Source organism: Pseudomonas sp. ZL2 (assembly GCF_054788455.1).
In genome coordinates this window covers 1-14,081 of record NZ_JBGOGX010000032.1, presented here as the reverse complement: position 1 = coordinate 14,081, position 14,081 = coordinate 1, and the positions used below count along the sequence as shown (strand labels likewise).

Genomic DNA, 14,081 nt, shown 5'->3' with positions numbered 1-14,081 from the left:
ATCCTCAATCGGCGGACCACCCATGCCCAGACTGCCTTCGCTGACCGCCTTGCGCACCTTCGAGTGCGCCGCCCGCCATGGCCATTTCGGCCGCGCCGCCGCCGAGCTGTGCGTCACCGACAGTGCCGTCAGCCATCAGATTCGCCAGCTCGAAGAGCAACTGGGCGTTGCGCTGTTCGTCCGCGAAGGCCGCCAGGTGCGCCTGACCAGCGAGGCGGGGCGCCTGCTCCAGCATTTGCAGCAGGCCTTCGAGCTGATCGGCAAGGCCTGCGACGAGCTGCGCGACCCGGCCTCCCAGGCGGTGCTGCGCCTGGCCGTGACCGCCGAGCTTGCGCAAAAGTGGCTGGTGGCGCGCCTGGCCGATTTCAGCAGCCGCTACCCGCATATCACCCTGCACCTGCACGAGCAGCCGATCGATGCCGGGGCGCCGGCCGCCGATATCGACCTGGCGATCACCTACGGCACCAGTTCGGTGGATGCCAGCACCCACTTCGTCCGGCCCTTGCCGCTGTTGCAGTTCTTTCCGGTGTGCAGCCCCGGGCTGTTCAACCTCGGCGGCCTCAAGCGCCCGCGCGACCTGGTGCGCCACTGCCTGCTGCACGACGACCAGGACGGCAAGACCTGGACCGCCTGGCTCGCCACCCACGCCGAGGATGCCCAGCCCGGGCGCCAGCTGTACTTCCCTCATGCAGCTTTGGCCCTTGAGGCGGCGGCCTTGGGCCAGGGCGTGGCCATGGGCGACAACCTGACCTGCCAGGCCGACCTGGTCAGTGGCCGCCTGGTGCGGCCTTTCAACGCCAGCGTCACCGCGCTGGGGCAATACGCGCTGGTGTGCGAACGCCTGCGCCTGGAGCGCGGCGCGGTGGCCGATTTCATAGAATGGTTCACCACTCAGATCGCCGAACCGTGAATTGAATTCATCAATCGCTTAGATTTCATCGTTGGAAGCCTTGGCCCGGGCGGCGTAGCGTGCAGCTATCCCCACCCACCGCAGAGGTTGCTCATGGCGCGTTCACTTACCACCACTCCCAAGGCCGATGGTTTTCGCCTGCCCGGCGAATTCGAGCACAAGGCCGGTTGCTGGCTGGGCTGGCCGGAGCGCCCGGACGTCTGGCGCAACGGCGCAAAGCCTGCGCAGAAAGTCTGGGTCGAGATCGTCAGCGCCATCGCCTCCAGCGAGCCGGTCACCGTCTGCGCCTCCGCCGCCCAGTACGCCAACGCCCGGCGCCTGCTGCCGCCGCAGGTACGGGTGGTGGAAATGACCTGCAACGACACCTGGTTCCGCGACAGCGGCGCGGTGTTCGTGGTCAACGATGCCCGTGGCGAAGTGCGCGGCGTCGACTTCGAGTTCAACGCCTACGGCGGGCTGGATGGCGGTCTGTACTACCCCTGGGACAAGGACGACCAGATCGCCCAGAAGATCCTCGAAATCGAGAACCTCGACCGCTACCGTGCGCCGCTGATTGCCGAACTCGGCGGAATCCAGAGCGACGGCCAGGGCAGCCTGCTGACCACCGAACAGTGCCTGCTCAACCGCAACCGCAACGCCCACCTGGGCAAGGCTGAAGTGACCCGCCGCCTGGAGGATTACCTCGGCGCCGAGCAGGTGATCTGGCTGCCGCGCGGCTGCAAGTTCGACGAAACCGACGGCCACGTCGACGACCTGGCCTGCTTCGTACGGCCCGGCGAAGTGGTGCTGCAATGGACCGACAACCGTGACGACCCGCAGTGGGAAATCTACCAGGAGGCCTACGACATCCTGCGCAGCACCCGCGACAGCCGCGGCCGCGAGCTCAAGGTGCACAAGCTGCCGCAGCCGGATGTACTGGAATGGACCGCCGAAGAAGCCGCCGGCCTCGACCAGGTCGACGGCACCCACCTGCGCCAGGCCGGGACCAGGATCTGCGCGTCGTACATCAACTACTACGCCGGCAACTCGGCGATCGTCGTGCCGCTGTTTGGCGACCGTAACGACCAGGTGGCCCAGGCGACCCTGGCCGAGCTGTTCCCTGGCCATCGCATCATCGGCATCGACAACTCGCGGGAGATTCTGCTCGGCGGTGGCAACGTTGCCTGCATCACCATGCCGCAATACGCCGGAGCAAAAATCTCATGAGCCTGCGCGCCTGTGGCCTGGCCGTAGCGCTGGCGTGCGGTATGACGCAGGCGCTGGCTGCCAGCAATGAGCAGCCGACGGTCAACCTGTACATCTGGGGCGAGTACCTGGCCCCGGATACCCTGAGCAACTTCGAAAAAAGCACCGGTATCCGCGTGGTGGCCGACCACTTCGACTCGCTGGAAACCGTGGAGACCAAACTGCTGACCGGGCGCAGCGGCTACGACCTGGTGCTGACCGCCGGCCAGCACCTGTCGCGGGCGATCAGCAGCGGCGCCCTGCAGCCGCTGGACAAAGCCCGCCTGCCGCACCTGGCCGGCATCGGCGAGGAGTTCCGCCAGCACATGGCGGTGTACGACCCGGGCAATCGCTATGCCGGCACCTATGCGTGGGGCACCACCGGCTTCGGTTACCAGCAGCAGGCTTTGGCGGCGCGCCTGCCCGAGGCGCCGACCGACAGCTGGGCGATGCTGTTTGATCCGCAGGTGGTGTCGAAGTTTGCCAGCTGCGGAGTGAGCCTGCTCAACGACCCCAACGAGGTGTTCGCCGCCGCCATGCGCTACCTGGGCCTGGACATCAACCAGCAGCGCGTCGAGGACCTGCGCCAGGCCGAGGCCCTGTTGCAGAAGGTGCGGCCGTACATCCGCTACTTCGACAACGACCGCAACATCAACGACCTGGCCAATGGAGAGACCTGCCTGGCGATGTCGTGGAACGGCAACGTCGCCATCGCCCAAAACCAGGCGCGCCAGGCCAACAAGGCCATCGACCTGACCTTCAGCATCCCCCGCGAGGGCACGCTGATCTGGCTCGATGCCCTGGTGATCCCCAAGGACGCGCCGCACCCGGAAGCTGCCCTGGCCTTGATGGACTACCTGATGCGCCCGGAGGTGATCGCGCCGATCACCGACAATATCCAGTACGCCAATGCCATCACTGCGGCCAATGCCCTGGTCGATCCGGCGATACGCAACGCTCCCGGCACCTATCCGCCCGCCGAGGTGCGGGCGCGCCTGTACAGCAAGAACGACAACAGCAAAGCCTTCAACCGCGAGCTGACCCGCGCCTTCAGCCGGCTTAAATCGGGGACCTGAAGCACGCCAAGATGCGCGGGTGCGCCACATTGTTGCGCCCGCGCGTCGCGGCGATTGTGGCACTTGCCGGCGTGCGGTATGAGTAGCCCACTCCCGCCGCCCAAGAGCGGGAGATCACAAGGAACGCCCCGAATGCCTCAGCTCAAGAACGCGATCTCCCTGGCCTTGCTGTTGCTGGCCACGCCCCTGGTCCATGCACAGACCGCCAACCCCGAAGCCGCCGTACGCTCCAACCTGCTGGTCGATGCGGTGGCCTGGCGCCAGACCGCGGCGGAATTCCGCGCGCTGTACTACCAGGGTTTCAACGTCGCCAAGGCGCGTCTGGACCAGGCCCTGGCCAACCAGAAGCCGGGCGACAAGAAGCCTGCGATCATCAGCGATATCGACGACACCATCCTCAGCAGCAACACCTACTGGGGCTTTCTGATCGGCCAGGACAAGGAGTTTTTCGATGATGCGGTGTGGGACCGCTGGGTCGCCGCCAATGGCCCGACCCTGACCCCGGGGGCGCTGGAGTTTCTTGACTACGCCAAGTCCCGTGGCGTGGAGATCTTCTACGTCTCGAGCCGCGACCAGGGCGACAAGACTTACGAGTACGCGCTCAACAACCTGCGCGCGCTCAAGGTGCCGTACGCCGACGAAGCCCACGTGACCATCCTGCGCGAAAGCTCGAACAAGGAGCCGGCCCAGCACAAGATCGCCGAGCAGTACAACGTGCTGCTGATGCTCGGTGACAACCTCAACGATTTCGAGCGCAGCTTCTATGTCGACAACGTCGACCAGCGTGCCCAGCTGGTAGACGCCAGCCGCAGCAAGTTCGGTGGCCAGTACATCATCTTCCCCAACCCCACCGACGGCCATTGGCTCAAGGCCATTTTTGGCGAGTCGGAGCCCGCCGATACTCCGGCCAACCGGGCGAAATTCCGCGAGGCAGCAGAGCAGGGCGCCTGGAAACCGGCCAGCTGATTCACCGACGCCATAAACAAAAAGTCCCGCAGGCCGTGTGGCCTGCGGGATTTTTCATGCAACCGTGAAACTTAGCGCTGTGGGTTGAGCACCAGGTTCATGTGACGGTTTACATCTTTGTACAGCAGGTAGCGGAACGGGCCCGGGCCGCCGGAGTAGCAAGCTTGCGGGCAGAAGGCGCGCAGCCACATGAAGTCGCCGGCTTCCACCTCGACCCAGTCCTGGTTCAGGCGATAAACGGCTTTACCTTCCAGCACGTACAGGCCGTGTTCCATGACGTGGGTTTCAGCGAACGGAATCACGCCGCCCGGCTGGAAGGTGACGATGTTGACGTGCATGTCGTGACGCATGTCGGCCATGTCGACGAAGCGGGTGGTGACCCAGGCGCCATCGGTGCCCGGCATCGGGATCGGCGCGATGTCTTTTTCGTTGGTGACGAACGCTTCCGGCAGGGCCAGGCCTTCAACCACCTGGTAGTGCTTGCGGATCCAGTGGAAGGTGACGTTCTTGGCGCTGTTGTTGCGCAGGCTCCACTCGGCGGCCGGTGGAATGAAGGCGTAGCCGCCTTCTTTCAGGGTGTATGGCTTGCCCTGCAGGGTGATGTCGATTTCGCCTTCGACCACGAACAGTACCGCTTCGGCGTTCTTGTCCAGTTCAGGACGCTCGCTGCCGCCTTCCGGCGCCACTTCGACGATGTACTGCGAGAAGGTCTCGGAGAAACCGGTCAGCGGGCGGGCGATGACCCACATGCGCATCTTGTCCCAGAACGGCAGGTGGCTGGTGACGATGTCACGCATCACGCCTTTGGGGATGACCGCGTAGGCCTCGGTGAACATGGCACGGTCGGTCAGCAGTTCGGTCTGCGCCGGATGGCCGCCGTGGGGAGCGTAGTAATTGGACTTCGACATGGAACACCTTCTGTCGTTGTTGTTCTGGGGTTTTGTGTTGCATCGCCCGGGTGTTGCCCTGGGCGATTATCTTTCTCTGCGGCGCAAGCCGGCAGAAATGTGTTGGGTCAGCCGCTGCGCACCTCGAAGTGCAGCGCCGGCGCGGGTGCAATCAGCTGGCCGCGGCGTACCAGGCGCCGCTCGGCCGGCGCGGCGGCGACCGCGGCGGCGCCGTTGTCGGCCTTGAGCACGATGAAGGTCGCCTCGTTGCCGACCTTCAGACCGTAGTCGCTTTTGCCCAGCACTGCTGCGCCGGCCGTGGTGGCCATGGTCAGTGCCACATTCAATTCTTCATCACTGTAGAAGCCCGAGCGGTAGCCGATCAGCATGGCGCGCTGGAGCATGTCGGCGTTGCCGTAGGGCCACCAGGCATCGCGGATATTGTCGTTGCCGGCGAACACGTTCACCCCGGCGGCGCGCAGGCGCAAAATCGGCGGGAAGCCATGATCGCCCGGGGCGTTGGTCATGATTGCCACCCCGGCGTCGGCGAGGGTGGCGGCGGTGCGCGCCACTACCTCGTCGTCGACCTGGCCCAGGGCATAGGCATGGCTGACTGCGACCCGGCCATTGAGACCGGCGGCGCGGGTGCGGGCGGCGATCCGTTGCAGCTGTTCGATGCCTTGCAGGCCGGGCTCGTGCAGGTGGATATCAATCTTTACAGCATGGCGCTCGGCAATGCCGAAGACCACATCAAGCTGACCGTCGGCGTCGCCGTCGAGGGTGGTGGGGTCGATACCGCCAATCACGTCGGCGCCTTCACGGATCGCCGCATCGAGCACATCGGCGGTGCCTGGGCAGGACATCACACCGGCTTGCGGGAACGCCACCAGCTCGATATCGACGATGCCGCGCCATTTCTCGCGCGCCTCCAGTACCGCTTGCAGGTTGCGCAGGCCGGTGGTGGCGTCGACGTCGACATGGCTGCGCATGGCCACGGTGCCGAACGACACCGCCTGGCGGATCAGTGCCTCGGCACGCTCGAGCATCGGCGGGGCAGCGGCCAGTTCACGCTTTTCGATGGCCAGGCGTTCACGCAGGCTGCTGACCGCTTGATGCGGGTGCCAGCGGTCGCCGACAAAGCTCTTGTCCAGATGGATGTGACCGTCAACCAAACCGGGCAGCACCAGGTGTCCTGCCAGGTCGATGACCTCGGCGCCTGCGCTGGCCGGACGTTCGCGGCCCAGGCTGACAATGCGCCCGTCGGCAACCGCGAGGTTGAGCGGGCTGCCATCGGCAGCAACAGCGTTGACGAATACACGATCGATCATTTCACAGCCCTTTGCCTACTACTGATTCACACCCTATAGAAAGACCGTACCTATCCACAAATTAAATATTGGAATCGGTTGCAGTGGATTTCTGAATGCGAACCCTGGCCTGGCGCTGATTCAGCCCAGCAGGTGCTTGAGCGGGTGATAGTCGGCCTTGAGCGTTTGCGTGGCCTTGAGAATCGCCTCTTCGATGCCGCGCAGGTGAGTGCACACCAGCTCGATGGCCGCGGCCTGGTCACCGGCTTCGATGAAGCCCAGCAGGCGCAGGTGCTCGTTGCCGCGGCAGGCCTCATGGCGCTCGTCATCCAGGGTCGAGGCGTACAGCGAGCCACGTTCGATCAGCTTGCGGAACCAGTCGAGCAGCACCGGGTTGTCGAGCACTTCGGCCAGGCGCAGGTGGAACTCGCCGAGCAGGTTGACGTAGCGCCCATGGTCGCCAGCGTCGGCGGCGGCTTCTTCTTCGGCAACATGCTGGTGCAGCGGTGCGAGGATGTCGGGGTCGGCGCGTCGGCACAGCTCGGTGACGATGCCGATTTCGATCAGCCGACGGGTTTCGAACACCGAGCGGATGTCATCGTCGCTGGGCAGTGATACCCAGGCGCCCTTGTTCAGTTCGGTGGACACCAGGCCGTCGGCTTCCAGTTGCTTGAGCGCTGCGCGCACCGAGGTGCGGCTGACCTTGAACAGCTCGGCCAACGACGACTCGCCCAGCTTCATGCCGGGGCGCAGGGTGCGTTTTCTGATGGCCTCGTGAACCCCTTGGTAGACGCGCTCTACCGTCGATGCGGGGTGTTTTTCCGTCATTACCAGCTCCGATATGCCTTGACCTTATAAGCATGCCGTAAATGTGGGCTGCTGTGCACCACTGTGTGGCAGATGAACCTGTGGGAGCTGCTTGCACCCAATCCTGTGGGAGCCGGCCTTGCCGGCGATTGGTTCAGGCAAAACCTGATGTGCTGAATGTACTGGCTTCATCGCGGGTCAAGCCCGCTCCTACAGTGTTGAGTGGGTACATATATTGCTGGTTGTGTGTACTTGAGTAGCGTTCAAGTGGATACATGTTTCCTTCCTCGTTACCTGATTTCTCAATTTTCTCCCTCTGGCGTTTGACCGTTTGGTCAGCTTAATCAGCCTTTCAGTAACCCCGCAAAAAAATTTACCGGATAAAAATCAAATGGATAAATGCCTGCAACGCGGCCGGCAGGTTGGCCGCTACCTGCCATCTGGCACACATATTGTTCGTCGAAAATCGTTAGACAAAAATTGTATGCAATATTTGTATTCATCGGCGCAGGGCAGCGCCAACACTGCGGTCCCACTCTTCAAATCCAACAATAATTCGCTGCAGCACCTGCATTCAGGCGCTGCAGAAGGAGCCCGGGGAACATGCAATTGGATACTTCCAACCCGCTGCAAACCTCCTACCTGCCACCGCAGGCCGCGCCGGTCGAGCCGGGGGCCCTGAGCCCCCGGCTGCACAACGCCGACCTTGCGCCGACCAAGGCTGAAGGCCGGCGCTGGGGCGGTTACAGCATTTTTGCCTTGTGGACCAACGATGTGCACAACATCGCCAACTATTCCTTCGCCATGGGCCTGTTCGCCCTCGGCCTGTCCGGCTGGCAGATGCTCGCGGCACTGAGCATCGGTGCCGTGCTGGTGTACTTCTTCATGAACCTCTCGGGTTACATGGGGCAGAAAACCGGGGTGCCGTTCCCGGTGATCAGCCGCATGAGTTTCGGCATCTACGGTGCGCAGTTGCCGGCGATCATCCGCGCAGTGATCGCCATCGCCTGGTTCGGCATCCAGACCTACCTGGCCTCGGTGGTGTTGCGGGTGCTGCTGGTGGCGGTGTCGCCCGACCTGGCACGCTTCGACCATGACGCGATCCTCGGCCTGTCCAGCCTCGGCTGGGCGAGTTTTATCGCCATCTGGCTGGTGCAGCTGGTGATCCTCACCTTCGGCATGGAGATGGTGCGCAAGTACGAATCTTTCGCCGGGCCGGTGATTCTTTCCACCGTGCTGATCCTGGCGGTGTGGATGTACCTGCGGGTCGACGGCCAGCTGGCCTGGTCGGTCGGCGAGCCGCTGACCGGGTGGGCGATGTGGACCCAGGTGTTTGCCGGTGGCGCGCTGTGGCTGGCGATCTACGGCACGCTGATCCTCAACTTCTGCGACTTCGCCCGTTCGGCACCGTGCCGCAAGACCATCCGCATCGGTAACTTCTGGGGCCTGCCGGTGAATATCCTGGTGTTTGCGGTGATCAGCTTCGTGCTGGCCGGGGCGCAGTTCAGCATCGATGGCCGGGTGATCGACAGCCCGACCCAGATCGTTGCCGCGATCCCCGACAAGACCTTCCTGGTGCTCGGTTGCCTGGCCTTTCTGATCGTCACCGTGGCGGTGAACATCATGGCCAATTTCGTTGCGCCTGCGTTCGTGTTGTCGAGCCTGGCGCCGAGCCGCCTGAACTTTCGCCGCGCAGGATTGATCAGCGCCACCCTGGCGGTGCTGATCCTGCCCTGGAACCTCTACAACAGCCCGTTGGTGATCGTTTATTTCCTCTCCGGCCTGGGCGCGCTGCTGGGGCCGCTGTACGGGATCATCATGGTCGACTACTGGTTGATCCGCAAAGCCCAGGTGCATGTGCCCGACCTCTACAGCGAAGCGGCCTGCGGCACCTACCACTACACCCGCGGGGTCAACTACAAGGCGGTGGCCGCCCTGGTGCCCTCGGCCATTGCCGCCGTGGTGCTGTCGCTGGTGCCGGCCTTCAGCGCCCTGACGCCGTTCTCCTGGTTCTTCGGCGCCGCCATTGCCGGCGGCGTGTACTACCTGATCTCCGATCGCAACAAACACTACGTGGACTGTTCCGGCGAGCACTTTGCCGTCGACAGCGCCCAGCACTGAGTTCTGCACAAGGAATACCGCAATGAGAATTTTGGTCGTAAACGTCAACACCACGGTGTCGATCACCGACGCCATCGCCCGCCAGGCGCGCAGCGTGGCTTCGCCAGGCACCGAGATCGTCGGCCTGACCCCGCGCTTTGGCGCAGAATCGGTGGAGGGTAATTTCGAGAGTTACCTGGCGGCAGTGGCGGTGATGGAGCGGGTGCTCAGTTATGACCAGCCGTTCGATGCGGTGATCCAGGCCGGGTACGGCGAGCACGGGCGCGAAGGCTTGCAGGAGTTGCTCAATGTGCCGGTGGTGGACATCACCGAGGCGGCGGCCAGCCTCGCCATGTTGCTGGGCCATCGCTATTCGGTGGTGACCACCCTGGATCGCACCGTGCCGCTGATCGAAGACCGCCTGAAGCTGGCCGGGCTGGACAGCCGTTGCGCTTCGGTGCGTGCCAGTGGCCTGGCGGTGCTGGAGCTGGAAGAAGACCCGGAGCGGGCCATCGAGTCAGTGGTGCGTGAAGCCGAGGAGGCCGTGCAGTTCGACAAGGCCGAGGTCATTTGCCTGGGCTGTGGCGGCATGGTCGGGCTGGAGGAACGGATCCAGGCGCGCACCGGGGTGCCGGTGGTGGACGGGGTGACGGCGGCGGTGGCGTTGGCGGAGTCGTTGGTGCGCTTGAAGTTGAGTACGTCGAAGGTGCGCACTTATGCGCCGCCGCGGCAGAAGCAGATTCTGGGGTGGCCTCGGGCGTTGTTGGGGTGAATTGACTTTGCCGTCCGCGGCGGCCTTATCGCCGGCAAGGCCGGCTCCCACAGAGGCTGGCGTCATGGGGACTCTGTGGGAGCTGGCCTTGCCAGCGATCGACCGCGCAGCGGTCGGCTTTTTCATTCAGCGGTGTTTGTGCTTACGCTTGTGCTTGTGTTTATGCCCACCGGAATCGTGACGGTTATCGTCGGCGATGTTGTTGCCCAGGGCACCACCGGCCGCGCCACCCAGGCCGGCGCCGATGGTCGAGCCGGTACGACCGCCGAGCTGGTTGCCGATCACCGAGCCACCCGCCGACCCCAGGCCGCCGCCAATCGCGGCCTCGGTACGGTTGCCCTTGCGCGCACCGACGGCGCTGCCAGCTGCGCCGCCAACACCCGCGCCAATGGCTGCACCGGTGCTGCCGCCGATCTGCTGACCGACCACGTTACCCAACGCCCCGCCGAGGCCACCGCCAATGGCGGCAGTACCATCCCCGGCAGCCATGGCGCCCTGGGAGAGCAGGATACCCAGCGTCAATGCAGGTAATGAGATACGCATGTTGTTAGCCTCAAGAAATACGGGGGTTAGGGGAGCAGCAGGGTAAATCAATCGTCATCATCATCGTCGTCACGGTCGCGACGGCGGTCGTGGTCGTAGTTGCGGTAGCGGTCGTCATCGCGGTAGCGCTTGTACTTGCGATGGTCGTGATCGTCGCGGTCATCCCAGTCGCGGGAGTAACGATGGTCACGGTCGCCACGGCGGTAATCGTCGCGGTCGTAATCGTGGTAGTAGCAGCCAGAGGCGGCCAGTACGCTGGCGATCACGGCGATTTGCGTCAGCTGTTTCAGCACTGAGGGTCCTTGATCCGCAGAGCGGTAGGGAAGGTATTAGCTCAGACTGTGTTTCCGGGATTTTGTTTCCGTTGGCGTTGTAATTTGCGGCAACAAAAAAGGCCCACCGGAGTGGGCCAAACGTTCTGAAGGGAGGACGCTCAGGATAAAACCTGGCCGGTTAAGCCGTCGTTAAGGGCGGGCAGGGTCTATAATTTTTTCGATTTACCCGTCTTGCCTACCACATCCCGCCCCGGGTCGGTGCCGCCATGCCTGCAGAGAATGAGCCGCTCCCTGCGTCGCAGATCCTCTTCGACGATGCTGATTGCGGTTTATTGCTGACCGCCGAAAACGGTCAGATCGAGCGGGTCAACCTGACCTTCTGCCGCTGGATCGGCTATCACCGCGACGAACTGCTGGGCCGCCCCATTCAAAGCCTGATGAGCCTGGATGCGCGCACCTTTCACCAGGCCTACTGGCTGCCGTTGCTGCAAATCCAGGGCTCGGTGGTCGATGTCAAATTCGACCTGATGCACCATGATGGCTACACCTTGCCGATGATGCTCAGCGCCATCAGTTGCGAGCACGACAGTGGCGTCTTTCATGAACTGGCGCTGTTCAGGGCCGAAGGCCGCCCGCGCTACGAGCGGGCGCTGCTCAACGCGCGCATGCTTGCCGAACAGCACCTGGCCAAACACCTGAAAACCCGGCGTGCCCTGGACATCGCCCAGGGCAAGTTGCGCGTCATTCATGCCGCGACCGAGAACCGCGCGTTGTTTGCCGAGCAAATGGTCGGCATCGTCAGCCACGACCTGCGCAACCCCCTGGCGGCGATCAAGATGGCGGCAGACCTGCTCGGGCGTGGCCTGCTGGATGCCAAGCAGACCCAGGTGCTGGGCCATATCACCCATTCGGCGGACCGGGCGCAACGGTTGGTGGCTGATTTGCTCGATTTCACCCTGGTGCAGGTCGGGCGCGGTATCGCCGTGAGCGTGCAGCCCGTGCGCCTGCACGCGCTGATCGGCCAGTGCCTGGAAGAACTACGCCTGGTGTTTCCCGGCCATCGGCTGATTCATCAGGCGCTGGGTGACGGCGAGTTCATCGCCGACAGTGATCGGCTCTACCAGTTGGTCGGCAACCTGGTGGCCAACGCCATGGCCTACGGCGCGCCGGGCAGCGAGGTCAGTGTCAGTTCGAGCTTCGAGGACGACCGGGTGTTGCTGTCGGTGCACAACCACGGCACGCCGATTCCGCCGGAGCTGCTGGATAACCTGTTCGAGCCGATGATCCGCGGCAGCCATGACAATGCCGAGCTGCGCAGCGTCGGATTGGGGTTGTTCATCGTGCGCGAGATCGTCCGTGCCCATGGTGGCGAGGTGGTGGTCAGTTCATCCGCGCAGGCGGGCACCACCTTTACCGTGACGTTTCCGCGAAGTTGACAGGCGCCCGCATCTGGGCCAAGTTGGCCGCCTTCAAGCCTGACCTCGGTCGGGTTTTTGTTTTTTCTGGCAGGGATGTCGATCGTGAAGTTTCTCAAGAAAGCCGTGTGGTTTGCCCTGTGCATCACCTCTGGCATTGTCATGGGCACCGGGCTGTTCCAGTTCGTCGGGCCTGGCGGCAACACCGATCTGGGCGCGATGCTGGTGATGATCGCGTTTTTCATGGGCTATTTTCTGCGCCCGCAACGAGCGGCGCGGGTGGTGCGCTGAAGCATGGACTGGAAAACCCTGGAAAACAGCCTGGTCGACTCGGCACGGGCCACCCTTGAGGCGCTGCTCGACGACGGTGTCGAGCCGCTGTATGGCGCGGCCTTTCATGCCAGCTACCGTGAAGAGGAACGGGTCATCGACCTGCCGTCGTTTGCGGCCAACAGCCTGGCGGCGCTGGATGAGGATCATCCCCGGCGCAAGCAGGAAGGCTTCTGGGGCGTGCAGTGGAACCCGGCGGACTGGCGTTGGGACTGGTTGCTGGACGATTACGCCAACGCTGCCCTCAGTGCCCTGGAGGCGCCGCTGCAAGCTTATGCCAATCGTGCCGGGCCGGATGCCTGGGCGGCGACCGAGCAGCGCTTTCTGAGGACGGTGGCGCGCGCCGCCAAGGCCCTGAACCGCATTTACGCTAAAGATCCACGGGTGGCCAAGGACTTCATTGTGTTTTTCCATGATGAATACGGCGGACCGGAGCTGGCGGCCAAAAGCCTGTCGCCACGTCAGTTCCTGCACCATTTTCCCGAGCAGGATGCCACCGAACAGGAGCGTCGGCGCGTTGCCGCGCTGGCAGACGACCAGCAGGTGAACTACTACCTGAGCTGCCTCTCGCGTCCTCAGCCTATCGATGGTGAGGAGGCCAGCCGCTGGCTGATTGGCCGTGGCCGCAGCGCAACGGCTGCGTTGGTGCACCTGCTGCAAAAGGGCCCGGAGCGCTGGCGGGCGGCGATGATCCTGGGCCTTGCCGGGGTGGCCGAGGCGGCGGCAATCGAAGCGTTGCGTCTGCAAGTGGTCAACGGCACAGAGCCGAGCACGCGCAGGTGGAGTGCCAACGCGTTGGGTTATCTGGGCGATTTTGACTGGTTGCTGGCGCAGGCGGCAGATACCCGGCTGACGGGCTTTTCGGTGGTTGGCTGCTGCGCCAGTCTCAGGGCGTTTCGCGATCAGGGTGCGCAGCCAGGGGTACTGGATTACCGTCCGCTTGAAACCCTGTTGCAGCGTTATCCGCAGTGCGCAGCGGACGCCGAGGAGACGATCAAACCGGGCTCCAGTTTTTGCACCCTCAGCAACGGCGATATCGAGGAAGCGGTGCGCGGCCTGGCGTCTGAGCATGTCGCCATTCGCCGCCATGCCGCCTGCGTGCTCGACAACCGTCGGCTGGGCAAGCGCAAACTGGCCCCGGCCCTGGCCGCGCTACGCGAATGCCTCAATGATGCTGACCCGAAGGTGGCCTACCTGGCTGGCTTGACCCTGGAGTCGCTGCAACGCTGAGACGGGCAACCTGCCTTTGTCTTGGCAGCCACTGGTCCAGCGGACACAGCTCCACTGTGGGAGCGGGCTTGACCCGCGATGAGGCCAGTGCAGCCGGCACATAAGGTGGTGTCTGGGTTGCGACCGCTTCGCGCTCGATCGCTGGCAAGTCCAGCTCCCACAGGTTCGGTGCATGCAGATCTATTGTGGGAGCTGGCTTGAACTGGTCAACAGATTTTGGACACCGGTTTAGGTTCATG

General features: G+C 63.7%; 14 protein-coding genes. 9 read left to right on the top strand and 5 right to left on the bottom strand.

What is annotated here, in order from left to right:
• Positions 1 to 22: 22 nt before the first annotated feature.
• The 4 genes from ABM562_RS19285 (at position 23) to ABM562_RS19270 (ending at position 4,176) form a co-directional block, all read left to right on the top strand.
• Positions 23 to 910, top strand: coding sequence for a LysR substrate-binding domain-containing protein (locus ABM562_RS19285; protein ID WP_134062874.1), 888 nt, complete (start codon positions 23 to 25; stop codon positions 908 to 910).
• 93 nt (positions 911 to 1,003) lie between these two features.
• Positions 1,004 to 2,116: an agmatine deiminase gene (gene aguA / locus ABM562_RS19280; protein WP_115087585.1), complete on the top strand. Its 1,113-nt coding sequence runs from the start codon at positions 1,004 to 1,006 to the stop codon at positions 2,114 to 2,116.
• Positions 2,117 to 2,157: 41 nt separating this feature from the next.
• On the top strand, positions 2,158 to 3,210 hold the full coding sequence (locus tag ABM562_RS19275) for an extracellular solute-binding protein (protein ID WP_233673816.1): 1,053 nt from the start codon (positions 2,158 to 2,160) through the stop codon (positions 3,208 to 3,210).
• Positions 3,211 to 3,342: 132 nt separating this feature from the next.
• Complete coding sequence (locus ABM562_RS19270) at positions 3,343 to 4,176, top strand: 5'-nucleotidase, lipoprotein e(P4) family (RefSeq protein WP_134062870.1); 834 nt, start codon at positions 3,343 to 3,345, stop codon at positions 4,174 to 4,176.
• Positions 4,177 to 4,247: 71 nt separating this feature from the next.
• Here ABM562_RS19270 and ABM562_RS19265 read toward each other — a convergent pair whose 3' ends face one another.
• The 3 genes from ABM562_RS19265 to ABM562_RS19255 form a co-directional block, all read right to left on the bottom strand.
• A complete protein-coding gene (locus ABM562_RS19265) occupies positions 4,248 to 5,084 on the bottom strand; it encodes a bifunctional allantoicase/(S)-ureidoglycine aminohydrolase (RefSeq protein WP_010225345.1) in 837 nt (278 codons plus the stop codon).
• 107 nt (positions 5,085 to 5,191) lie between these two features.
• On the bottom strand, positions 5,192 to 6,391 hold the full coding sequence (locus ABM562_RS19260) for an amidohydrolase family protein (RefSeq protein WP_233673723.1): 1,200 nt from the start codon (positions 6,389 to 6,391) through the stop codon (positions 5,192 to 5,194).
• Positions 6,392 to 6,511: 120 nt separating this feature from the next.
• A complete protein-coding gene (locus ABM562_RS19255) occupies positions 6,512 to 7,198 on the bottom strand; it encodes a GntR family transcriptional regulator (protein WP_115087589.1) in 687 nt (228 codons plus the stop codon).
• A gap of 582 nt (positions 7,199 to 7,780) precedes the next feature.
• On the opposite strand from ABM562_RS19255, the gene ABM562_RS19250 reads away from it, so the two are divergent.
• Positions 7,781 to 9,298: an NCS1 family nucleobase:cation symporter-1 gene (locus tag ABM562_RS19250; RefSeq protein ID WP_460422965.1), complete on the top strand. Its 1,518-nt coding sequence runs from the start codon at positions 7,781 to 7,783 to the stop codon at positions 9,296 to 9,298.
• A 22-nt stretch (positions 9,299 to 9,320) separates the two neighbouring features.
• The gene (locus ABM562_RS19245) at positions 9,321 to 10,049 is read left to right on the top strand and encodes an aspartate/glutamate racemase family protein (RefSeq protein ID WP_115087591.1); all 729 of its coding nucleotides are present in this window, start codon (positions 9,321 to 9,323) and stop codon (positions 10,047 to 10,049) included.
• A 126-nt stretch (positions 10,050 to 10,175) separates the two neighbouring features.
• On the opposite strand, the gene ABM562_RS19240 is transcribed toward ABM562_RS19245, so the two are convergent.
• Positions 10,176 to 10,592 (bottom strand): glycine zipper domain-containing protein, encoded by a 417-nt coding sequence (locus tag ABM562_RS19240; protein ID WP_115087592.1) that lies wholly within the window; start codon positions 10,590 to 10,592, stop codon positions 10,176 to 10,178.
• Positions 10,593 to 10,639: 47 nt separating this feature from the next.
• The gene (locus ABM562_RS19235; RefSeq protein WP_115087593.1) at positions 10,640 to 10,885 is read right to left on the bottom strand and encodes a hypothetical protein; all 246 of its coding nucleotides are present in this window, start codon (positions 10,883 to 10,885) and stop codon (positions 10,640 to 10,642) included.
• 248 nt (positions 10,886 to 11,133) lie between these two features.
• Here ABM562_RS19235 and ABM562_RS19230 point away from each other — a divergent pair, with 248 nt between their 5' ends.
• The 3 genes from ABM562_RS19230 (at position 11,134) to ABM562_RS19220 (ending at position 13,842) form a co-directional block, all read left to right on the top strand.
• The gene (locus ABM562_RS19230) at positions 11,134 to 12,303 is read left to right on the top strand and encodes a PAS domain-containing sensor histidine kinase (protein ID WP_134062862.1); all 1,170 of its coding nucleotides are present in this window, start codon (positions 11,134 to 11,136) and stop codon (positions 12,301 to 12,303) included.
• Between the two features lie 84 nt (positions 12,304 to 12,387).
• The gene (locus ABM562_RS19225; protein ID WP_346616824.1) at positions 12,388 to 12,573 is read left to right on the top strand and encodes a hypothetical protein; all 186 of its coding nucleotides are present in this window, start codon (positions 12,388 to 12,390) and stop codon (positions 12,571 to 12,573) included.
• A gap of 3 nt (positions 12,574 to 12,576) precedes the next feature.
• Entirely contained in the window at positions 12,577 to 13,842 is a 1,266-nt protein-coding gene (locus ABM562_RS19220) for a DUF4303 domain-containing protein (protein ID WP_460422962.1), read from the top strand.
• Positions 13,843 to 14,081 lie beyond the last annotated feature (239 nt).